The organism is Luteimonas yanweni, from assembly GCF_039548475.1.
GTDB lineage: Bacteria > Pseudomonadota > Gammaproteobacteria > Xanthomonadales > Xanthomonadaceae > Luteimonas.
Genome location: NZ_JBCLVC010000014.1, coordinates 181,553 through 201,539, shown reverse-complemented (window position 1 = coordinate 201,539; position 19,987 = coordinate 181,553). Strand labels below are relative to the sequence as shown.

The 19,987-nt window shown below is 68.2% G+C and carries 19 protein-coding genes, 2 rRNA genes and 1 other RNA gene; 13 read left to right on the top strand and 9 right to left on the bottom strand.

Features of this window, described 5'->3' with window-relative positions:
- Positions 1 to 10: 10 nt before the first annotated feature.
- The 3 genes from rpoZ to WCE39_RS11105 form a co-directional block, all read right to left on the bottom strand.
- Positions 11 to 313, bottom strand: a complete 303-nt coding sequence (rpoZ, locus tag WCE39_RS11115; RefSeq protein ID WP_343276743.1) for a DNA-directed RNA polymerase subunit omega — start codon at positions 311 to 313, stop codon at positions 11 to 13.
- 119 nt (positions 314 to 432) lie between these two features.
- On the bottom strand, positions 433 to 1,050 hold the full coding sequence (gene gmk / locus WCE39_RS11110; protein WP_343276742.1) for a guanylate kinase: 618 nt from the start codon (positions 1,048 to 1,050) through the stop codon (positions 433 to 435).
- 13 nt (positions 1,051 to 1,063) lie between these two features.
- Positions 1,064 to 1,924 carry a YicC/YloC family endoribonuclease gene (locus WCE39_RS11105; protein ID WP_343276741.1) on the bottom strand — a complete coding sequence of 287 codons (861 nt, stop codon included), beginning with the start codon at positions 1,922 to 1,924 and terminating at the stop codon, positions 1,064 to 1,066.
- 63 nt (positions 1,925 to 1,987) lie between these two features.
- Here WCE39_RS11105 and rph point away from each other — a divergent pair, with 63 nt between their 5' ends.
- The 6 genes from rph to pepQ all read left to right on the top strand — a co-directional run bounded on the left by rph (position 1,988) and on the right by pepQ (position 8,744).
- Complete coding sequence (gene rph / locus WCE39_RS11100) at positions 1,988 to 2,725, top strand: ribonuclease PH (RefSeq protein ID WP_343276740.1); 738 nt, start codon at positions 1,988 to 1,990, stop codon at positions 2,723 to 2,725.
- Positions 2,726 to 2,728: 3 nt separating this feature from the next.
- Positions 2,729 to 3,322, top strand: a complete 594-nt coding sequence (rdgB, locus tag WCE39_RS11095; RefSeq protein ID WP_343276739.1) for an RdgB/HAM1 family non-canonical purine NTP pyrophosphatase — start codon at positions 2,729 to 2,731, stop codon at positions 3,320 to 3,322.
- Positions 3,323 to 3,325: 3 nt separating this feature from the next.
- On the top strand, positions 3,326 to 4,477 hold the full coding sequence (gene hemW / locus WCE39_RS11090) for a radical SAM family heme chaperone HemW (protein WP_343276738.1): 1,152 nt from the start codon (positions 3,326 to 3,328) through the stop codon (positions 4,475 to 4,477).
- 104 nt (positions 4,478 to 4,581) lie between these two features.
- Positions 4,582 to 6,996, top strand: coding sequence for a DUF1631 family protein (locus WCE39_RS11085; RefSeq protein WP_343276737.1), 2,415 nt, complete (start codon positions 4,582 to 4,584; stop codon positions 6,994 to 6,996).
- A complete protein-coding gene (locus WCE39_RS11080; RefSeq protein ID WP_343276736.1) occupies positions 6,993 to 7,343 on the top strand; it encodes a PilZ domain-containing protein in 351 nt (116 codons plus the stop codon). Before WCE39_RS11085 ends, WCE39_RS11080 begins: the two co-directional genes overlap by 4 nt.
- A gap of 63 nt (positions 7,344 to 7,406) precedes the next feature.
- Positions 7,407 to 8,744: a Xaa-Pro dipeptidase gene (gene pepQ, locus WCE39_RS11075; protein WP_343276735.1), complete on the top strand. Its 1,338-nt coding sequence runs from the start codon at positions 7,407 to 7,409 to the stop codon at positions 8,742 to 8,744.
- A gap of 6 nt (positions 8,745 to 8,750) precedes the next feature.
- Here pepQ and WCE39_RS11070 read toward each other — a convergent pair whose 3' ends face one another.
- Positions 8,751 to 10,067 carry an aminopeptidase P N-terminal domain-containing protein gene (locus WCE39_RS11070; RefSeq protein ID WP_343276734.1) on the bottom strand — a complete coding sequence of 439 codons (1,317 nt, stop codon included), beginning with the start codon at positions 10,065 to 10,067 and terminating at the stop codon, positions 8,751 to 8,753.
- Positions 10,068 to 10,074: 7 nt separating this feature from the next.
- Positions 10,075 to 10,623, bottom strand: a complete 549-nt coding sequence (locus WCE39_RS11065) for a UPF0149 family protein (protein ID WP_343276733.1) — start codon at positions 10,621 to 10,623, stop codon at positions 10,075 to 10,077.
- A 147-nt stretch (positions 10,624 to 10,770) separates the two neighbouring features.
- On the opposite strand from WCE39_RS11065, the gene WCE39_RS11060 reads away from it, so the two are divergent.
- From WCE39_RS11060 to rpiA, 7 genes are all read left to right on the top strand, one after another.
- On the top strand, positions 10,771 to 12,963 hold the full coding sequence (locus WCE39_RS11060) for a putative bifunctional diguanylate cyclase/phosphodiesterase (RefSeq protein ID WP_343276977.1): 2,193 nt from the start codon (positions 10,771 to 10,773) through the stop codon (positions 12,961 to 12,963).
- A gap of 32 nt (positions 12,964 to 12,995) precedes the next feature.
- A complete protein-coding gene (locus WCE39_RS11055; protein ID WP_343276732.1) occupies positions 12,996 to 13,217 on the top strand; it encodes a TIGR02449 family protein in 222 nt (73 codons plus the stop codon).
- A complete protein-coding gene (locus tag WCE39_RS11050; RefSeq protein ID WP_343276731.1) occupies positions 13,214 to 13,507 on the top strand; it encodes a cell division protein ZapA in 294 nt (97 codons plus the stop codon). The genes WCE39_RS11055 and WCE39_RS11050 overlap by 4 nt, the downstream gene beginning before the upstream one ends.
- Positions 13,508 to 13,600: 93 nt before the next feature.
- Positions 13,601 to 13,786: non-coding RNA, 6S RNA (gene ssrS, locus WCE39_RS11045), on the top strand.
- Positions 13,787 to 13,864: 78 nt separating this feature from the next.
- Entirely contained in the window at positions 13,865 to 14,413 is a 549-nt protein-coding gene (locus WCE39_RS11040) for a 5-formyltetrahydrofolate cyclo-ligase (protein WP_343276730.1), read from the top strand.
- Positions 14,410 to 14,892, top strand: a complete 483-nt coding sequence (locus WCE39_RS11035; RefSeq protein ID WP_343276729.1) for an EVE domain-containing protein — start codon at positions 14,410 to 14,412, stop codon at positions 14,890 to 14,892. Before WCE39_RS11040 ends, WCE39_RS11035 begins: the two co-directional genes overlap by 4 nt.
- Positions 14,889 to 15,536, top strand: coding sequence for a ribose-5-phosphate isomerase RpiA (gene rpiA / locus WCE39_RS11030; protein ID WP_343276728.1), 648 nt, complete (start codon positions 14,889 to 14,891; stop codon positions 15,534 to 15,536). The genes WCE39_RS11035 and rpiA overlap by 4 nt, the downstream gene beginning before the upstream one ends.
- A gap of 42 nt (positions 15,537 to 15,578) precedes the next feature.
- Here the strand turns inward: rpiA and WCE39_RS11025 are convergent, their stop codons facing one another.
- From WCE39_RS11025 to WCE39_RS11010, 4 genes are all read right to left on the bottom strand, one after another.
- Positions 15,579 to 16,121, bottom strand: coding sequence for a hypothetical protein (locus tag WCE39_RS11025; RefSeq protein WP_343276727.1), 543 nt, complete (start codon positions 16,119 to 16,121; stop codon positions 15,579 to 15,581).
- A gap of 1 nt (position 16,122) precedes the next feature.
- A complete protein-coding gene (locus WCE39_RS11020) occupies positions 16,123 to 16,650 on the bottom strand; it encodes a hypothetical protein (RefSeq protein WP_343276726.1) in 528 nt (175 codons plus the stop codon).
- 121 nt (positions 16,651 to 16,771) lie between these two features.
- A 5S ribosomal RNA gene (rrf, locus tag WCE39_RS11015) occupies positions 16,772 to 16,885 on the bottom strand.
- Positions 16,886 to 17,056: 171 nt separating this feature from the next.
- Positions 17,057 to 19,937, bottom strand: a 23S ribosomal RNA gene (locus WCE39_RS11010).
- Between the last annotated feature and the right edge of the window lie 50 nt (positions 19,938 to 19,987).

Below are 19,987 nucleotides of genomic sequence, written 5' to 3'. Positions count from 1 at the left end.
TTCGCGGGGTTCAGGCGTCGTCGCCCTTCGCGAGGTCGTCGTCGGCCACCACTTCGGCGGCGGCCCACTCCAGCGCCTCGCGCTCGCGGCGCTCGCGCTCGGACTTCTCGACGGCCTCGACGTAGTCCTCGTCGATCCGGCGGGCGGCGATCTCGCGCAGCGCCAGCACGGTCGGCTTGTCGTCGTTCTCGCTGTTGTCGAGCTGCGGCTCGACGCCGTTGGCAAGCTGGCGGGCGCGCTTGGCGGCCATCATGACCAGCTCGAAGCGGTTGTCGATGACCTGGAGGCAATCCTCAACGGTGATGCGGGCCATAAATCTCCGGGCGGCCAGCAGGCCGTCGATGCGGTGTAAGGAACCGGAAAGGGTACCCCAAGTTCCGCGCACGCACAAGCAAGCCGCAATGAAAATCAGTGACTTGCGTCCTCGCCGGCTCAGCCCCCGGCCAGCAATGCCTGGATGAGCGCCCGGTGGCGCAATGCCTGCGCCTCGCGCCGCAGGCGGCTGGCGCTGAACACCGCGCACATCTCGGCCACCGCGGTGTCGAAGTCCTCGTTCACGATGACGTAGTCGAACTCGTCGTAGTGCGACATTTCCTCGCGCGCGGCGGACAGGCGGCGCGCCATGACCTCCTCGCTGTCCTGGCCGCGCTTGCGCATGCGCTCGTCCAGCGCCGCACGCGACGGCGGCAGGATGAACACGCCCACCGAGTCCGGGACCGCCGTGCGCACCTGGCGCGCGCCCTGCCAGTCGATCTCCAGCAGTACGTCGCGGCCGGCGGCCAGCTGAGGCTCCACCGACTGCCGCGCAGTGCCCTTCCAGTCGCCGTGGACGCGGGCGTGCTCGAAGAAGTCGCCGGCGTCGATCATCCGCTGGAACCGCGCGTCGTCGACGAAGTGGTAGTGCTCGGCCTGGCGCTCGCCCGGCCGCGGCGGGCGCGACGTGAACGAGATCGACAGGCTGATGTTGCGGTCGCGCGCCAGGCAGGCGTTGACGATGCTCGACTTCCCGGCGCCCGACGGGGCCGCGACCATGAACAGGGTCCCGCGCATGGGGGCGTCGCCGTTACTCAATGTTCTGCACCTGTTCGCGGATCTGGTCGATCAGCACCTTGAGCTCCACGGCGATGCCGGTGGTGCGGGCATCGACCGACTTCGACCCCAGGGTGTTGGCCTCGCGGTTGAACTCCTGCAGCAGGAAGTCGAGGCGGCGGCCAGCGGGCTCGGGCTGGCCAAGCACGCGACGGATCTCGGCGACGTGGCTGTCCAGGCGGTCCAGTTCCTCGTCGACGTCGAGCTTCTGCAGCGCCAGTACCAGCTCCTGCTCGACGCGACCGGGATCCGCCGTCTGCGCAAGGTCGGCCAGGCGCGCCTCGAGCCGGCTGCGCTGCGCGGCGCGGATCAGCGGGACCAGCGTGCGTACCTCCGCCACGCGGGCCTCGATGCCGTCGACGCGTTCAAGCATGTTTCCCACCAGCTTGCCGCCCTCGCGCTCGCGCGCGGCGATGAACTCGCCCAGCACCTGGTCGAGCAGCGCCAGCAACTCCGCCTGCAGCGCGTCCGGCTCCGGCGCGGCGGAACGCAGCACGCCCGGGAACTGGAGGAGGTCGACGAACTGGGTACGCAGCCCGGGGAAGCGCGCGCCGGCGTCCTGGGCGATCGCCGCCAGCTGGCCAAGCAGCGCATCGTCGACGTGCAGCGAAGCCGCGCCCTCGGCTGGACGCAGGCGCAACGACAGGTCGAGCTTGCCGCGCGAGACCCGGGCCGAGATCCGCTCGCGCAGCTGCGGCTCCAGCGGACGCAGCTCGTCGGGCGCGCGCATGCCGATCTCGAGGAAGCGGTGGTTGACCGCACGCAGCTCGCAGGCAAGCGTGCCCCAGGGGGTTGTGCGCTCGCCAGAAGCGTAGGCGGTCATGCTGCGGATCATGCCGGCATCCAGTGGATCGGGGTGCCGATGGTAAACTCGCGCGCCATTCCAGCGGTAATCGACATGTCCCAGACCCCACGCCCCAGCGGCCGCACGTCCGGCCAGATGCGCGAAGTGCGCATCCAGCGCGGCTATACCCGCCACGCCGAGGGCTCGGTCCTGGTCTCGTTCGGCGAAACCCGCGTGCTGTGCACCGCCAGCGTCGAAAACCGCGTGCCCGGCTTCCTGCGCGGCAAGGGCACGGGCTGGGTCACCGCCGAGTACGGCATGCTTCCGCGCGCCACCCACACCCGCAACGACCGCGAGGCCTCGCGCGGCAAGCAGGGCGGGCGCACGCTGGAAATCCAGCGCCTGATCGGGCGCAGCCTGCGCGCCTGCGTGAACCGCGACGCCCTGGGCGAACGCACCATCACCCTGGACTGCGACGTGCTGCAGGCCGACGGCGGCACCCGCACCGCCGCGATCACCGGCGCCTACGTGGCCCTGGTCGACGCGACCCGCTGGCTGCAGGCGCGCGGTGACATCAAGCGCGACCCGGTCCACGGCGCGGTGGCCGCGGTCTCGGTCGGGATCCATGGCGGCGTGCCGGTGCTCGACCTCGACTATGCCGAGGACAGCGACTGCGATACCGACATGAACGTGGTGATGAACGACGGCGGCGGCTTCATCGAGCTGCAGGGCACGGCCGAAGGCCACGCCTTCCGCCGCGACGAGCTTGACGCGATGCTGGAGCTGGCGGCCCAGGGCTGCGGCGAGCTGTTCGCGGCCCAGCAGGCCGCGCTGGCCGTGGCCGCGGGCTGAACGATGGACCTGGTGCTGGCCAGCGGCAACGCCGGCAAGCTGGTCGAACTGCGCGAGCTGCTCGGCCAGGCGGGCTTCAGGCTGCGCGCGCAGTCGGAGCTCGGCGTCGGGGATATCGACGAGACCGGACTCAGCTTCGTCGAGAACGCACTGCTGAAGGCCCGCAACGCGGCGCAGGCCACCGGCCTGCCGGCGCTTGGCGATGACTCCGGACTGTGCGTGGACGCGCTCGACGGCGCGCCCGGGCTGTACTCGGCGCGTTACGCCGGTCCCGGCGGCGACGCCTCGCGCAACATCGAGCGCCTGCTGCGTGAACTCGACGGCGTGCCCGACGACGCCCGCGGCGCCAGCTTCCACTGCTGCATCGTCCTGCTGCGCCACGCCACGGATCCGCGGCCGCTGGTTGTCGAGGGCAGCTGGCGCGGCCGCATCCTGCGCGCGCCACGCGGCGACGGCGGCTTCGGCTACGACCCGGTGTTCCTTGACCCCGACAGCGGCCTGACCGCCGCCGAGCTGCCCGCCACGCACAAGAACGCGATCAGCCACCGCGGCCGGGCCCTTGCCCTGTTGCGCGCGCGCCTGCACGAAGCGGCCTAGGCCGTGCTGGTCCCGCCGCCGCTGTCGCTGTACGTGCACCTGCCCTGGTGCGTGCGCAAATGCCCCTATTGCGACTTCAACTCGCACGAACAGCGCGGCGCCCTGCCCTTCGCCGGCTACGTGCAGGCACTCATCGCCGACCTCGAGCACGACCTGCCGCTGGCGTGGGGGCGCACCGTGCACAGCGTGTTCTTCGGCGGCGGCACGCCCTCGCTGTTCCCGGCGGATGCGATCGACGACTTCCTGCAGCAGGCCAGCGCGCGGCTCCGCTTCGCGCCCGGCTGCGAGATCACGCTGGAGACCAATCCCGGCACCGCCGAGCACGGGCGTTTCGAGGGGTACCTCGCGGCGGGGGTGAACCGGCTCAGCTTCGGCATCCAGAGCTTCGACGACGGCTGCCTCCGGCGGCTGGGCCGCATCCACGACAGCCGCGAGGCCGACGCCGCGGTGAAGCTGGCCCAGGACGCCGGCTACGACAACATCAACATCGACCTGATGTACGCCCTGCCGGGCCAGGACCTGGCGGGCGCCGCGCGCGACCTCGAGCGCGCCTTCGCGCTGCAGCCCGCGCACGTGTCGCACTACCAGCTCACGCTGGAGCCCAACACCCTGTTCGCCGCGCGCCCGCCGGAGGCGATCCCGGACGAAGACGCCGCCTGGGACATGCAGGAGCACTGCCAGGCGATGCTGGCCGAAGCCGGCTTCGACCACTATGAGGTCAGCGCCTACGCGCGCCCCGGCCAGCAGTGCGCGCACAACCTCAACTACTGGCGCTTCGGCGACTACCTGGGCATCGGCGCCGGCGCACACGGCAAGATCAGCCTTGGCGCCACGCAGACCGTGCGCCGCCGCTGGAAGCTCAAGCACCCGACGGCGTGGATGGGCGTTGCCGGCGGCGCCGACGCACTGGGCGGCGATGAGGACGTCCCGGCCTCCCGCCTGCCTTTCGAATACATGCTCAATGTGCTGCGCCTGCACGAAGGCTTCGCCCTGGGCGATTTCGAGGCACGCACCGGCCTGCCGCGCGCGGCGATCGCGGCCGAACTGGACGAAGCGGTGGCTCGCGACTGGCTCCGCATCGATGGCGGTCGCGTGGTCCCCACCGCACTCGGGCGGCGCCTGGGCAACGACGTGGTCTCGCTCTTCCTGGCCTGACGCGCCGGCCCGCACGCGCGTTGGCCGCCCGCACCTCCGCTTTGCGTGCTGGTCGTCACACGAAGCCCGTGATATGAAGCCCACAGGGGAACCAGTACACGCTCATGTCATTGACGACACATTCCAACGATGCCGCGGGTCGGCGCGGCCTTGCGGCCGCCGACCTTCCGCGGCGCGTGCGCAAGGCCCTGGACGCGGCATTGACGCTCGTGTCGACGGAGCTCGACCCCTACCTGGCGACGATGCTCGACGAGTACGAACAGGAGCTGTTCCGCCTGGCCGAGCGCGCACGACACCCCGGCAGCGAATCCGCCTATGTGCAGGCCCTGCGCAGCTTCCGCGTGAACCGCTCGGACCTGGTGCCCCAGTTCATGCTCGAACTGGAGATCGGGCTGGCCGCGCTGCGCGCCCCGCCCGTGGCCGCGGCGAAATCCCCGCCGGCGGCGCCCACCGCAGGACGGATCCTGAGCCTGGTCGATGATTCGATGATCGACGAGGACACGCTGCTGCGCGAGATCGCGATCCGGCAGGAGGGTCGGGCCACCCTGCCGATGCACCTGCTCGGCCAGCGCTTCGGCGTCCTCGCCGGGACGCCGGCGCCCGACGCCGAGCGCCTGCCGCTGGGGCCGCAGGCCGTGTGCCGCGCGCTCCGCAGCGCCTGCCACGCCCTCCAGCTCGGGGCCGAGGCGCGCGAACTGCTGTACCGGCTGTTCGACCGCATGGTCATGGCCCACTACGCGCCAGTGCTCGAGAAGCTCGACGCGACCCTGGACCAGGCAGGCGTGCTCAAAGGCCTCACCTACGTACCCGCCAGGCTGCGCGCCTCGCCGCGCGTGCAGGCCGAGGAAGCCGCCGAGAGCGCGGCGCCGGGACGGTCCGGCAGCCGGGAGCGCGGCACGCCGGACGGACGACGCGGCGACATGGGCGCGGACGATGCGACGGCCAGCGCCGACGCACCGCACGGTGGCCGACCCGGCGCCGGCAGCGGCGACGCGCAGCGCCGATCAGGACCATCCGGGGCGTCGGCCCCCGGCACCGCCGGCACGCAGCCGCATACCGGCTGGATGGCGGAGACCACCACGACGTATGCCGGCAGCGACGAGCAGTCGTCCTACTCGGCCCTGCAGCAGCTGCTGGCCGGGCGCCGCGCGCTGATCGGCAAGCTGCGCGCCACGCCTTCGTCGAGCCGGACGGCCACTCTCGGGACCAGCGAACTGATGCAGGCGCTGGGAACCATCCAGCGCCAGCCCGACGGGCCCGGCGGCACCAAGCCGAGCCTGATGGACGTGCGCCAGATGCTTCTGGCGCAGGCGCGGCAGCGCCACGGCAAGGGCGCCAGCCTCTCCCAGCGCGACAACGACACCTTCGAGCTGCTGCACCTGCTGTACGGCCAGCTCGAGGGGGAGATCCGCACCGATGCGCCAGCCGCGGCCCTGATCCGCCGCCTGCAGCTGCCGCTGCTGCGCGTGGCGCTGCAGGACCAGGCGTTCTTCGTCCAGGCGACGCATCCGGCGCGCGAACTCCTCAACACCGTCGCCGAGACCGCGGCCAGCTGGCTCGACAAGGACGATGTCGATCCCCAGCTGCTGCAGCCACTGCAGCAGGCGGTCAACCAGGTCGTCGAGAAGTATGACGGCGACAACAAGGTGTTCGAGGCCAGCAACGAGCAGCTGCAGACGCACCTGCAGGCGCAGGTGCGCAAGGCCGAGATGCTCGAGCGGCGGCACGTCGAGGCCGCGCGCGGCAAGGAAAAGCTCGAAGTCGCCAAGCTGCGCTCGGCGGCGGTGCTCGAGACGCTCCTCGGCGACCAGCGGATCCCGAAGTTCTCGCGGGCGCTCCTCAACCAGGCCTGGGCGGACGTCCTGACCCTGAGCCTGCTTCGCCAGGGCGAGGACTCGCCCGAATGGCAGGCCCAGCTCGACGCCACCCGGCGGATCATCACCGCCTGCGCGCGCCGCGAGGAGATCGCCGACCCCGCGCTGGCGACCCACGTCGAAGCCGCCCTGTCGCAGGTCGGCTACCACGCCGAAGAGGCCGGCATCATCGCCGCGCGCCTGACCAGCAGCCGCAGCGACGAGGACGACCCCGCCTCGCGCACCGAGTTGGCGATGAAGCTCAAGGCGCGCACCCGGCTCGGCGAGGACGCCCAGCGTGCGCGTCGGCCCGACCTGCCACAGCGCACGCCCGAGGAGCAGGCGCGCTACGAGCAGCTCAGGGTGATGCCGTTCGGCACCTGGATCGAGTTCACCACCAACCAGCAGGGCGACGTCGTCCGCCGCCGCATGTCCTGGTTCAGCCCGGTGACCGACAACGCGCTGTTCGTGAACCAGCGCGGCCAGCGCATCGGCGAGCATTCGCTGGATTCGCTGGCGCGGATGATCGTGGCCGGCCAGGCGCGCATCGTCACCGCCGAGCGCGGCCGGCTGGTCGACCGCGCCTGGCAGGCGGCCCTGCGCACCCTGCGCAGCTTCGCCGGGCGCAGCGACGCCCTGCCCTTCACCGCGGACCCGCACGCATGATCAACGAGTTCCGGCGCGCCAGGCGGCGCAAGGCCCCCGCCACCATACTGGTGGTCGATACCATGACCGAGCGCGTGGTCGGCCGCATCGGCAACCTGTCGGAAACCGGGATGCTGCTGATGGCCGGGACGCCGCTGGTGGACGACGCTCTGTACCAGTTCCGCTTCAGCCTGCCTGCGGACGGCGGCGAGGAATCCAGCGTCGAGATCGGTGCCCACCTTCTGTGGATGGACCAGGCCAGCGCGCCCGGCCAGGTGTGGGCCGGCTTCAGGTTCCTCGGCATCACCGAACTGCAGGCACGGCCGCTTCGCGCCTGGATCGACGCTCCCGGCAGCCGCTACGAGTAGCCGCGCCCGGCGACGCTCCGGCCGATGCGGCAAAATGGGGGTCTCCCCGCATGGGTACCCGCCATGACCGCACAGACTTCCACATCGCTCTACTCCGCTCACCTCGAGACGCTGACCGCGCGCACCGCGGTCGCGCTCGAGCGCGGAGGCTTCGACCACCTGGTGGTTCCCAGTGGCACCCTGCATTACCAGGTCTTCGACGACCGCGACTATCCCTACGCCGTCAATCCGCAATTCAAGGCCTGGCTGCCACTGCTGGCCAATCCCGGCAGCTGGCTGGTGGCGACGCCCGGCGCGCGCCCGAAGCTGGTGTACCTGCAGCCGCGCGATTACTGGCACGTGGTGCCGGAGTCGCCGTCGGGCGACTGGGTCGAGCACTTCGACATCACCCTGGTGCGTACGCCGGACGAGGCCCTGCAGCACCTGCCGCGGGACGCCACCCGCAGCGCCATCCTCGGCGAGGCGCAGAGCGCGCTCGGCCGTTACGGTGCCTTCGCCCCGAACAACCCGCAGCCGGTGCTCGACTACCTCGACTACCACCGCGCATACAAGACCCCCTACGAACTGGCCATGCTGCGCCAGGCCAACCGGCGCGCGGTCCGCGGCCATCGCGCCGCCGAGCGTGCCTTCCGCGCCGGCGCCAGCGAATTCGGCATCCACCTGGCCTATTGCCAGGCGGTGGGCCAGGACGCCAACGAACTGCCGTACAGCAACATCGTCGCCCTCAACGGCCATGGCGCGGTGCTGCACTACACCGAGCGCGACCGCCTGCCGCCGAAGCCGGTGCAGAGCTTCCTGCTCGACGCCGGCGCCGGTCACGCGGGTTATGCGGCCGACATCACCCGCACCCACGCGATGGACCGTGGCGGCGAGTTCCAGGCCTTCATCGACGCCGTCGACCGCGCCGAGCTGGCGATGTGCGACCAGGTCCGCGCCGGCGTCGACTACCGTCAGCTGCACCTCGACGCCCACCTGGCCCTGTCGGGCGTGCTGAAGGAGTTCGGCGTGGTCACGTGCGGCGCCGAGGAGGCCGTGGCCAGTGGCCTCAGCGCGAGCTTCTTCCCGCATGGCATCGGCCACGGCCTCGGCCTGCAGGTGCACGACGTCGCCGGCTTCGCGGCCTCCGACGCCGGCGGCAGCATCGACAAGCCGGAGGGCCATCCCTACCTGCGCCTGACGCGCGAGCTGGCGGCGGGGATGGTGGTGACGATCGAGCCCGGCCTGTATTTCGGCGACATGCTGCTCGAGGACCTCCAGGCCGGCGACAACGCGCGCCTGGTGGACTGGGACCGCGTGGACGCCTTCCGTCCCTTCGGCGGCGTGCGCATCGAGGACAACGTGGTGTGCACGGACGGCGAGCCGGTGAACCTGACCCGCGAAGAGTTCGCCGCGCTGGACTGAGCGCGCTCAGCCCGCCATGAACGCCTCGATCGCGTCGGCGCTGCGCGCCAGCGCCGCGGTCAGCACCTCGTGGCCATCGCGGGTGATGGCCACGTCGTCCTCGGTGCGGATGCCGATGCCGCGCCACTTCGCCGCGACGCCGGTGTCGCCCGGCGGGATGTAGATGCCGGGCTCGATGGTGTAGACCATCCCCGGCTCGAGAAGGCGCGATTCGCCGTCGATGCGGTAGTCGCCCACGTCGTGCACGTCCAGGCCGATCCAGTGGCCGGTCTTGTGCGGGTAGTAGCGCTTGTAGGCCTCGTCCGCCAGCGCCTTGCGCAGCGTTCCCTTCAGCAGGCCCAGCGACAGCATGCCCTCGGTGAGCACCTCCACCGCGGCCAGGTGGCCGGCCTCGTAGGGCACGCCGGGCCGCGCCTGCGCGAGCGCCGCGGCGTAGGCGGCATCCACCAGGTCGTGCAGGATCCGCTGCTCGCGGCTGTAGCTGCCGTCGACCGGGAAGGTGCGGGTGATGTCGGCGGCATAGCCGCGATGCTCGGCGCCGGCGTCGACCAGCACCAGGTCGCCGCGGCGCACCGTGGCCCGGTTGTCGCGGTAGTGGAGCACGCAGGCATTGGCGCCCGCGCCGATGATGCTGGAATAGGCGGGCTCGGCCCCGGCGGCGCGGAACACGCGTTCGAGCTCGGCCTGCAGCTCGTATTCGCGCATGCCGGCGCGTGCCGCGCGCATCACCGCTTCATGCGCCTGCACGCTGATCGCCGCGGCGCGGCGCATCAGGCGCAGTTCGTCGGCGCCCTTGAACAGGCGCATCTCGTCCAGCAGGTGGCCCAGCTCGAGGAACTCGTGCGGCGGCCGCGCGCCGTGGCGGACCTGGGCGCGGACGTTGTTGACCCAACCGATCAGCTTGAGGTCGAAGTCGGTATCGCGGCCGAAATGGTAGTAGACGCGCCGGCGCCCTTCGATCAGGCCGGGCAGGATCTCGTCGATGTCGTCGATGGCGTAGGCGTCGTCGACGCCAAGCGCTTCCGCTGCGCCTTCCGGACCCAGGCGCGGGCCGTCCCAGGCCTCGCGCGCGGGATCGCGCTCGCGACAGAAGAGCAGGCTTTCGCCGTGCACGCGACCCGGCACCAGCACCAGGACCGCGTCGGGCTCCTCGAAGCCGCTGAGGTACAGGACGTCCGAATCCGGCCGGTAGGGATGGAAGGTGTCGCGGCTGCGCACGCGCTCTGGCGCGGCGGGGAGGATGATGATCGCGTCCTCGCCGGCCATGCGCATGAGCTGGCGGCGACGGCGCGTGCAGCTGCTGGTCGATCCGCCAAAGGCCATGCGGGACTCAGTTGAGGCTGTTGCGGTGGCGCGCGGCCAGCGCGCAGTCGCCGTGCAGCAGGAGCGCGGCGACACGGACGAACTCCTCGATCTCGGCCAGCGCCGCCTCATCCTCCTCGTCGCCTTCGTCCTGCGCGGTGGCGCGTGCCAGCCGCGCCAGGTCGGCGAGGGCTTCCTCGCCCTCCTCCGACAGCTTCGCGCCGTCACCGGCGGAGAGCCCGAACGCGCCCACGAACCCGCGGCACCAGTCGAACAGCGCGCCGCTGCGCTCGGCGATCGACGCATCTTCGCCCGGGCCCAGCAGGACCAGGCCGAACTCGCGGTCCTCGAACTGGCCGCGCGTGGCCGACGCCAGGCGGGCCAGCACCGAATCGCCCGCGGGGGCCGGGAGGCTGTCGTCAACCATCACCCGGGCCAGCCAGTTGCCGGCGGCGTCGCCGCCACCGGCCAGCCAGCCGGACAGGCTGCCGTGCAGCTCGGGCGCGGGGGTGGCGAGGCCGGCCTCGCGGCAGGCCTGTTCGACTTCTTCGAGGGACGGCAGTGGTTTTCCGGACATGGCATGGCGTCTGCGATGGGCCGGGGCAGTGTACCGCCGGGCGTCGCTTGTTGCCGGCACGCGCGCGCGCCTACACTGCGATGTCCGCCAGGGGGGCGGTGGGAGAGCCGCTTGCCAGTGGCCGGTGGAACTGCAACCTTGGTCATCGTGGCGATGCTGCTGCTTGCCGCGGCCTGCATCGCGCTGGCCGCGCGCGCGCGCCGGGCGCGCCGGGCGGTCGCGCTGCTGCGCGGACGCGAGCGCAGCTTTCGCCTCGCCCTGTGGGCAAGCGGCCAGCGCTACTGGGACTACCACGTCCCCACCGCGCGCCTGCAGTTCCTGGTCGCCCGGGATGGCGAGGGCGAGGGCGGCAGGCACGACTTCAGTTCCAGGCAGGCGGAGCCGGCCGCCGTGATCCATCCCGACGACCTGCCGGGAGTGGTCGACGCGATGCACCGCTACGTGGCCGGCGAAACCCCGGAGTTCTCGTCCGAACACCGGGTCCGCGTCGACAGTCCCGCGTCGACCCGCGGCGACTGGACGTGGATCCGCGCGCGCGGTCGCGCGGTGGAACACCACGCCGACGGCTCCATCCTGCGCTTGGCCGGCACCTCGCTCGACATCGCGCGCAGCCGCGCCGTGGAGCGCGAGAACCGCATCGCCAGCGAGGTGTTGCGCAGCATGAACGAAGCCGTCGCCGTGCTCGACGACGGCTTCCGTTTCCTCTCGGTCAACCCCGCGTTCACGCGCATCACCGGCCATCATGCGCTCGACGTGATCGGTCGCGGCGTCGACCTGATTGACAGCATCCGCCACGACCCGTCCGGCGGTCCCGGCATGCGCAATGCCGTCCGGCGCGAAGGCCGCTGGTCGGGCGAGCTATGGCAGCGGCAGAGCAGCGGCGAAGAATTCCTCTGCGCGGTCGAGGCCGCCACGGTGCTCGACGGCGACGCCGGCGGCGAGCGCATGCACGTGCTGATGCTGAGCGACATCACGCTGCAGAAACGCGCCGAGGAAGAGCTGCGCTATCTCGCCAACTTCGACTCGCTCACCAACCTGCCCAACCGCTCGCTGCTCGCCGAGCGGCTGTCGCGCACGATCGTCCGCGCCAGGCGCGAAGGCTCCCGGGTCGCCGTGCTGTTCCTGGACATCGACCGCTTCAAGGACATCAACGATTCGCTGGGCCACGCCGTGGGCGACCGCATCCTGCGCGCCGCCGCGGCGCGACTCCAGCAGGCCGTCGGCCCGGGCCAGACGGTGGCCCGGCTGGGTGGCGACGAGTTCACGGTCATCCTCGAGGACCTGGCCGCGGCCGAGGACGCCGAGCGCGTGGCGCGCGAAATCATCATGGCCTTCGAGGCCCCGCTGATGCCCGATGATGGCCAGGAGGTGTCGGTGTCGACATCGATCGGCATCAGCCTCTACCCCGACCACGCCCAGGTGCCCACCGAGCTGCTCAAGCGCGCCGACGCCGCCATGTACCAGGCCAAGGCCGCGGGACGGCGCACCTGGATGCGCTACAACGACAGCATGGAGGCCGCGATCCGCCGGCGCGCGACCCTCGCCGGCGCGCTGCACAAGGCGCTGGATCGCGGCGAGCTGCGGGTGGTCTACCAGCCGCGCCAGGCGCTGGCCTCGTCGCGCATCACCGGCGCCGAGGCGCTGCTGCGCTGGACCAGCCCGGAGCACGGCGAGATCCCGCCGGCCGACTTCATCCCGCTGGCCGAAGAAAACGGCATGATCCTCGAGATCGGCGAATGGGTCCTGCGCGAAGCCTGCCTTGCGGCCCGCCGCTGGCGCGACCATGGCCTGTCCGAGGTCCGGGTATCGGTGAACATGTCGGTGCTGCAGCTGCTGCGCGGCGACTTCGCCGAGGTGGTGCGCGGCGTACTGGACGATACCGGCGTACCGGCGCAGGCGCTCGAGCTTGAGTTGACCGAAAGCATGCTCATGGCCAACGCCGCGCAGACCGCGCACAAGCTGCAGGCCTTCCGGGAGCTGGGCGTCTCGCTGGCCATCGACGACTTCGGGACCGGCTACTCGTCGCTCGCCTACCTCAAGCGGCTGCCGATCACCACGATCAAGATCGACAAGACCTTCATCGCCGACATCTGCAACGACCGTGAAGGCGCCTCGATCACGACCACGGTGATCGCGATGGCACACGGGCTCGGCCTGAGCGTGGTGGCCGAGGGCGTGGAGACCGGGGAGCAAGCGCGATTCCTGACGCGCAACCACTGCGACGAGATCCAGGGTTTCTGGGTGTCCCAGCCGCTGGACGCGGTGTCCTGCATGGCCTTCATCCACAACCGGCCGCACTCCGGCGGGCAGGCGGCGGCCGCGCTGGCCGGCGCGCCTTGACCACCTCCGCCAGCCTGCCTATCGTGCCCTTGATGGACACTCCCGACGTGCTTGCCCAGCTGCAGCGGCTTTCCCAACGCGTCGACGAACTCGCGGCGCGCGCGCGCCGTCTGGGCGAGGAAAACCGCAGCCTTCGCCAGCAGCATGAACAGGCTTCGGGCGAACGCGCGCACCTCCTGGCCAGGAACGAGCAGGCGCGCAGTCGCGTCGAGGCGATGATCGCGCACCTCAAGACGCTGGAGCAGCACACGTGAGCGGTACGCAGGCAGTCAGCGTCAGGGTGCTGGACCGCGAGTACACGGTGGGCGTGGGCAGCGGCGAGGTCGAGGGCCTCATGGCCGCTGCACGCCTGCTGGACACGCGCATGCGCGAGGCGCGCGGCGCCAACCGCATGGCCGCGATCGACCGGGTGGCGGTGCTTGCCGCGCTCAACCTGGCCCACGAACTCGACCAGCTGCGCAGCACCACGGAACGCCGCGACCGTGAGCTTTCCAATGCGCTGTCGGCGCTGCAGCTGAAGCTCGACGCGCTGCTCGATGCCTGAGGTTGCGTCCGACGTCCACACCGCTGCGAACAAGGTGAACGCCCGCCGACGGGTGGCCCTCGAGCCTGAAAGCGACGGGGTATACTGCGTTTGCGTCCTCTGCCGTGATCGACGGCGTGCACAAACATTCGCCTTGTCCCTTAATCACGACCACGGGGACGCGACGGTAGCCTGGCGTGCATGTCCGCCCCCGAGCGGGAAGCCCGATGGCAGCCAAGCGTCTCCACTTGAACCCCGGGTTCAAGGTCGTTTGGCACGCATCGACATGGTGGAGGGCGTATCTCCTTTCCGTTCCGCGGCGCGCACTGCGCCGGGCGTGGCGTGAGTCGCGCACTCCGCAGCGACACCCGCCGCCTCATGCGTGAACAGCGGCGCGGGGTCCCTCCGGCCGCGCGCATCGGCGCCGCCGGTGCCCTTGCCGGACAGCTTCTCGCCCTGCCGCTCGCGCCCCGCTCGACGGTTGCCGGCTACTGGGCCGCCGACGGGGAGATCGCGCTTCATGTCTGGCAGCTGCGCCTGCCCGCCGACTGCACCTACTGCCTTCCCGTACTGCACGACGATGGCCGGCTGCGCTTCGCTCCCTGGCGGCCCGGCGATCCCGTGGAGCCCAATCGCCATGGCATTCCCGAGCCCGCCGTCGCGCCCGGAGCGCTGCTGGACCCGTCGGCGCTGGACCTCGTCGTCGTGCCCCTGGCCGCCTTCGACCTGCGTTGCCACCGGCTCGGCATGGGCGGTGGCTGGTACGATCGCAGCTTCGCCTTCCGGCACCGCCAGCCCGCCCCCCCGCGACTGGTGGGCGCCGCGTTCGCATTCCAACAGGTCGCAGGCGACCTTCCCAACGAAGACTGGGATGTCCAGCTCGACGCGGTCTGCACCGATCAATCCACCCTCTTCCGTCCGACATGAGCACTGGCAAGCGCAAACGATACTGGCTGATGAAGTCCGAACCCGAGGACTTCTCCATCGACGACCTCGAACGCGTCGGCACTGAGCCCTGGACTGGCGTCCGCAACTACCAGGCGCGCAACTTCATGCGCGATGGCATGAGCGTCGGTGACGGAGTGTTTTTCTACCACTCCAACTGCGCGGTGCCCGGGATCTACGGCATCGCCGCGGTCGCGAGCGTGGCCTATCCGGATCCGACGCAATTCGTCCGCAAGTCGAAGTATTTCGACCCCAAGGCAAGTCCCGAGGAGCCGCGCTGGATGCTGGTCGACGTTGGCTTCATTCGCAGGCTCGCCGCGCCGATCACGCTCGAGGCGATCCGCGGCCGCGCGGACGCCCTGGGCGAGGATTTCGCCCTGATCCGCAAGGGTTCGCGCCTGTCGGTCCTGCCCGTCAGCGCCGCACAATGGAAGGTCCTGCTGGCCATGGAGCCTAAATGAGCGAAGCCAAGCGCCTGGCTGGCGAGAAAGCCCTGGACCATGTCGAGGACGGCATGGTCGTGGGAGTGGGCACGGGATCGACCGTGGCCTTCTTCATCGACGCACTTGGCGGCATCCGCGATCGCATTGCCGGCGCGGTGTCGAGTTCGGAACAGAGCACTGAGCGTCTGCGCGGCCTTGGCATCGACGTGCTGGATCTCAACGCCTGCGGCCCGATCCCGCTCTATGTCGACGGCGCCGATGAATGCGACCCGGCCGGACGCCTGATCAAGGGAGGCGGCGCGGCGCTGACGCGCGAGAAGATCATCGCCGAGGCGGCGGCGAAATTCGTCTGCATCATCGACCCCTCCAAGGAAGTGCCGGTACTAGGGCGCTTCCCGCTGCCGGTTGAAGTCATCCCGATGGCGCGCAGCCTGGTGGGACGCGAAATCGTGGCGCTGACCGGGGGCCAACCGGTGTGGCGGCAGGGCACGGTCACCGACAACGGCAACTGGGTGCTCGATATCCACGGCCTGTCGATTACCGACCCGGTCGCGCTCGAGCAACTGCTGAACCAGGTGCCGGGCGTGGTGAGCGTCGGCCTGTTCGCGCGCCGGCCCGCCGACGTGGTGATCGTCGGCGGAACGCCGCCACGGGTGCGTTGAGCGCGGAACCTACCGCGCGTCACCGGTCCCGGGTGGGACGCCTCAACTGCCGACGTCTTCGTCGTAGGTCACGCTGAGGTAGTGCAGCGCGGTCCCTGGGCTGAGCATGCACTGCACGGCCGGCCGGAAGATGTGCTCGGGTGCACCGGCGATCTCGACCGGCTGCCAGGTCAGCGCAACGCCCCGGCTTCCGGCTGCGACACTGGCGGATTTGGTGCGATACACCGCGTCGACCACATTGCCGTGCTGGGTGCCGTCGACGAATGTGCAGGACACGATGCCGTTCCTTCCGACAGGGGCCCCGGTTTCAACCAGGACCTTCATCGCGCCGCGGCCACCAGGGCGCGGATCGCCGCGCAGCGCGCAGGTCACGAAGGTGTTGCTGGTGCCTTCGTTGACCACGGCCAATGGACGCGAGCGCACGGACTGTCCGTAGGCGGCGGTCGCAGGCTGGCAGATCGCCGCCGCCCCCTGGAAATCGTAGCGGGAGACTTCCGCACTGCGCGCGTCGAGCGAAAAGGCCGGCGCAGCGACCACGAGCACCGCGAACAGGGCGGTTGCCGCCAGCGGCGCGCCCGCGCGCACCTCAGGCGCCGACATTTTCGTTGTACTCGCGGGTGGTGTGCATCATCGCCGCCTGCGGCGGAAGCAGGCAGCTCACCGACGGCCTGTCGATGCCGGAAGGCTTGGAATTCGCGACGTCGCCCGGAAGCCACGCAAGCTCGGCCGAAGCACCGGCGGCAATGGCCACCGTCTTGGGTGTGTAGCTCGCATAGACCAGGGCACCCGTCTGGTGGCCGTTGACCAGGGTGCAGCTCACCTCGACCGGCACGTCACCGAAATTGCTGATGGTGACCGCGAGCCGCTTGGCCGCGCGCACGGTCTGCGGGCTGTCATCGCCCTGCCAGCTGCAGGCGACGCGGGCGATTCCACTCGACTCGTTGGCAAGCGCCAAGGGCCTGTAGCGAATGCCGGCCGCGTCGGCCTGGGTAATCGCCCTGCACATGCCGACCGCACCCTGGACATCCACGCGCCCCAGCTCGGCGGCATCCGAACTCGGCGACAGCGCCAGGAGGCAACTGGCGGTAAACAGCAAACTGGCGGCACGACGCATTGGATTCACCGGTCTTGAAAGGTTGCCCACGTTATCGGAGGCGGCCCGCCTAGGCAAGGCCGCGCGGGGTGATGCACAAAGAAAAACCCCGCAGCCGTGGCTGCGGGGTTTTGGGGTAAAACCCTGGCGATGACCTACTCTCGCATGCTTGATGCACACTACCATCGGCGCATGCGCGTTTCACTTCCGAGTTCGGAATGGGATCGGGTGGTTCCACGCAGCTATTGTCACCAGGGAGAGGGTGGAGGGTCGCGGGCCGTTGCCGGCTTGACGCGCACACGCTCTCGTTGGTTTGCCTCGGAACGGAGCCATGAATCAGCTCCGCCGTTGGCGAATAAATAGGGACGTAGCGAACTTTTGGGTCGAACATCGACGCGTCGTCGAGTCCAAGGCCACTTGAGGTTATATGGTCAAGCCACACGGATCATTAGTACTGGTTAGCTCAACACCTTGCAGTGCTTACACACCCAGCCTATCAACCACCTAGTCTTGATGGTTCCTTCAGGGGGCTTGTGCCCCGGGAGATCTCATCTTGAGGCGCGCTTCCCGCTTAGATGCTTTCAGCGGTTATCGCTTCCGAACGTAGCTACCCGGCAGTGCCACTGGCGTGACAACCGGAACACCAGAGGTTCGTCCACTCCGGTCCTCTCGTACTAGGAGCAGCCCCTCTCAAATCTCCAACGCCCATGGCAGATAGGGACCGAACTGTCTCACGACGTTCTGAACCCAGCTCGCGTACCACTTTAAATGGCGAACAGCCATACCCTTGGGACCGGCTACAGCCCCAGGATGTGATGAGCCGACATCGAGGTGCCAAACACCGCCGTCGATATGAACTCTTGGGCGGTATCAGCCTGTTATCCCCGGAGTACCTTTTATCCGTTGAGCGATGGCCCTTCCATACAGAACCACCGGATCACTAAGTCCTACTTTCGTACCTGCTTGATCCGTCGATCTTGCAGTCAAGCACGCTTATGCCTTTGCACACAGTGCGCGATGTCCGACCGCGCTGAGCGTACCTTCGAGCTCCTCCGTTACTCTTTGGGAGGAGACCGCCCCAGTCAAACTACCCACCATACACGGTCCCCGATCCGGATAACGGACCTAGGTTAGAACGTCAAGCACGACAGGGTGGTATTTCAAGGTTGGCTCCACCCCAGCTAGCGCCAGGGTTTCACAGCCTCCCACCTATCCTACACAGACGAACTCAACGTTCAGTGTAAAGCTATAGTAAAGGTTCACGGGGTCTTTCCGTCTTGCCACGGGAACGCTGCATCTTCACAGCGATTTCAATTTCACTGAGTCTCGGGTGGAGACAGTGCCGCCATCGTTACGCCATTCGTGCAGGTCGGAACTTACCCGACAAGGAATTTCGCTACCTTAGGACCGTTATAGTTACGGCCGCCGTTTACCGGGGCTTCGATCAAGAGCTTCGCCTTGCGGCTGACCCCATCAATTAACCTTCCGGCACCGGGCAGGCGTCAGACCCTATACGTCCACTTTCGTGTTTGCAGAGTCCTGTGTTTTTGATAAACAGTCGCAGCGGCCTGGTATCTGCGGCCCCCCTCAGCTCAGCCACGCATGTGGCCACCAAAGGGGGCGTACCTTCTCCCGAAGTTACGGTACCATTTTGCCTAGTTCCTTCACCCGAGTTCTCTCAAGCGCCTGAGAATTCTCATCCTACCCACCTGTGTCGGTTTACGGTACGGTCTGCACAAGCTGAAGCTTAGGAGCTTTTCCTGGAAGCGTGGTATCAGTCACTTCGCTCTAATGAGCTCGTCTCGGTGCTCGGTCTTGAAGGGTCCCGGATTTGCCAAAGACCCAAACCTACCTCCTTTCCCCAGGACAACCAACGCCTGGTAGACCTAACCTTCTCCGTCCCTCCATCGCACTTGTGCGAGGTGCTGGAATATTAACCAGCTTCCCATCGACTACGCATTTCTGCCTCGCCTTAGGGGCCGACTCACCCTGCGTCGATTAACGTTGCGCAAGGAAACCTTGGGCTTTCGGCGTGGGGGCTTTTCACCCCCATTATCGTTACTCATGTCAGCATTCGCACTTCCGATACCTCCAGCAGACTTCTCAATCCACCTTCAACGGCTTACGGAACGCTCCTCTACCGCGCATCACAAAGTGATGCACCCCAAGCTTCGGTTCCATGCTTAGCCCCGTTAAATCTTCCCCGCAGACCGACTCGACCAGTGAGCTATTACGCTTTCTTTAAAGGATGGCTGCTTCTAAGCCAACCTCCTGGCTGTCTGTGCCTTTCCACATGGTTTTCCACTCAGCATGGAATTTGGGACCTTAGCTGTGGGTCTGGGTTGTTTCCCTTTTCACGACGAACGTTAGCACCCGCCGTGTGTCTCCCGCATATTCTGTCTTGGTATTCGGAGTTTGCAATGGTTTGGTAAGTCGCAATGACCCCCTAGCCATAACAGTGCTCTACCCCCAAGAAGATTCGTGCGAGGCGCTACCTAAATAGCTTTCGAGGAGAACCAGCTATCTCCGGGTTCGATTAGCTTTTCACTCCTAATCACACCTCATCCCCTACCTTTGCAACGGGAGTGGGTTCGGGCCTCCAGTACCTGTTACGGTACCTTCACCCTGGGCATGACTAGATCACCCGGTTTCGGGTCTACTGCCCGCGACTATGCGCCCTTATCAGACTCGGTTTCCCTTCGCCTCCCCTATACGGTTAAGCTCGCCACGAACAGTAAGTCGCTGACCCATTATACAAAAGGTACGCAGTCACCCCGAAGGGCTCCTACTGCTTGTACGCACACGGTTTCAGGGTCTATTTCACTCCCCTCTCCGGGGTTCTTTTCGCCTTTCCCTCACGGTACTGGTTCACTATCGGTCGGTCAGGAGTATTTAGCCTTGGAGGATGGTCCCCCCATGTTCAGACAGGGTTTCTCGTGCCCCGCCCTACTCACTTTTCATCATTCCGGCCCTTTCGCATACAGGGCTGTCACCTTCTATGGCCAGTCTTTCCAGACTGTTTTGCTAGAACCGGAACAACTTTTGGGCTGCTCCCCGTTCGCTCGTCGCTACTGGGGGAATCTCGGTTGATTTCTTTTCCTCCGGGTACTTAGATATTTCAGTTCCCCGGGTTCGCCTTGCATGGCTATGTATTCACCATGCAATACTCCTTGCGGAGTGGGTTTCCCCATTCGGACATTGCCGGATCAAAGCTTGTTGCCAGCTCCCCGACACTTTTCGCAGGCTACCACGTCCTTCATCGCCTCTGACCGCCAAGGCATCCACCGTGTGCGCTTATTCGCTTGACCATATAACCCCAAGTCGCCTCGGAGCTATATGACGTGCTGCCGGGGTACAA

What these genes read in the sequence shown, in the direction of transcription:
- rpoZ (WP_343276743.1), bottom strand. Translation starts at nt 313, where the DNA reads ATGGCCCGCATCACCGTTGAGGATTGCCTCCAGGTCATCGACAACCGC.
- WCE39_RS11055 (WP_343276732.1), top strand. Translation starts at nt 12,996, where the DNA reads ATGGACACTCCCGACGTGCTTGCCCAGCTGCAGCGGCTTTCCCAACGC.
- WCE39_RS11020 (WP_343276726.1), bottom strand. Translation starts at nt 16,650, where the DNA reads ATGCGTCGTGCCGCCAGTTTGCTGTTTACCGCCAGTTGCCTCCTGGCG.
- rpiA (WP_343276728.1), top strand. Translation starts at nt 14,889, where the DNA reads ATGAGCGAAGCCAAGCGCCTGGCTGGCGAGAAAGCCCTGGACCATGTC.
- WCE39_RS11035 (WP_343276729.1), top strand. Translation starts at nt 14,410, where the DNA reads ATGAGCACTGGCAAGCGCAAACGATACTGGCTGATGAAGTCCGAACCC.
- WCE39_RS11085 (WP_343276737.1), top strand. Translation starts at nt 4,582, where the DNA reads ATGTCATTGACGACACATTCCAACGATGCCGCGGGTCGGCGCGGCCTT.
- WCE39_RS11105 (WP_343276741.1), bottom strand. Translation starts at nt 1,924, where the DNA reads ATGATCCGCAGCATGACCGCCTACGCTTCTGGCGAGCGCACAACCCCC.
- rph (WP_343276740.1), top strand. Translation starts at nt 1,988, where the DNA reads ATGTCCCAGACCCCACGCCCCAGCGGCCGCACGTCCGGCCAGATGCGC.
- WCE39_RS11080 (WP_343276736.1), top strand. Translation starts at nt 6,993, where the DNA reads ATGATCAACGAGTTCCGGCGCGCCAGGCGGCGCAAGGCCCCCGCCACC.
- pepQ (WP_343276735.1), top strand. Translation starts at nt 7,407, where the DNA reads ATGACCGCACAGACTTCCACATCGCTCTACTCCGCTCACCTCGAGACG.
- gmk (WP_343276742.1), bottom strand. Translation starts at nt 1,050, where the DNA reads ATGCGCGGGACCCTGTTCATGGTCGCGGCCCCGTCGGGCGCCGGGAAG.
- WCE39_RS11065 (WP_343276733.1), bottom strand. Translation starts at nt 10,623, where the DNA reads ATGTCCGGAAAACCACTGCCGTCCCTCGAAGAAGTCGAACAGGCCTGC.
- WCE39_RS11040 (WP_343276730.1), top strand. Translation starts at nt 13,865, where the DNA reads ATGCGTGAACAGCGGCGCGGGGTCCCTCCGGCCGCGCGCATCGGCGCC.
- WCE39_RS11070 (WP_343276734.1), bottom strand. Translation starts at nt 10,067, where the DNA reads ATGGCCTTTGGCGGATCGACCAGCAGCTGCACGCGCCGTCGCCGCCAG.
- rdgB (WP_343276739.1), top strand. Translation starts at nt 2,729, where the DNA reads ATGGACCTGGTGCTGGCCAGCGGCAACGCCGGCAAGCTGGTCGAACTG.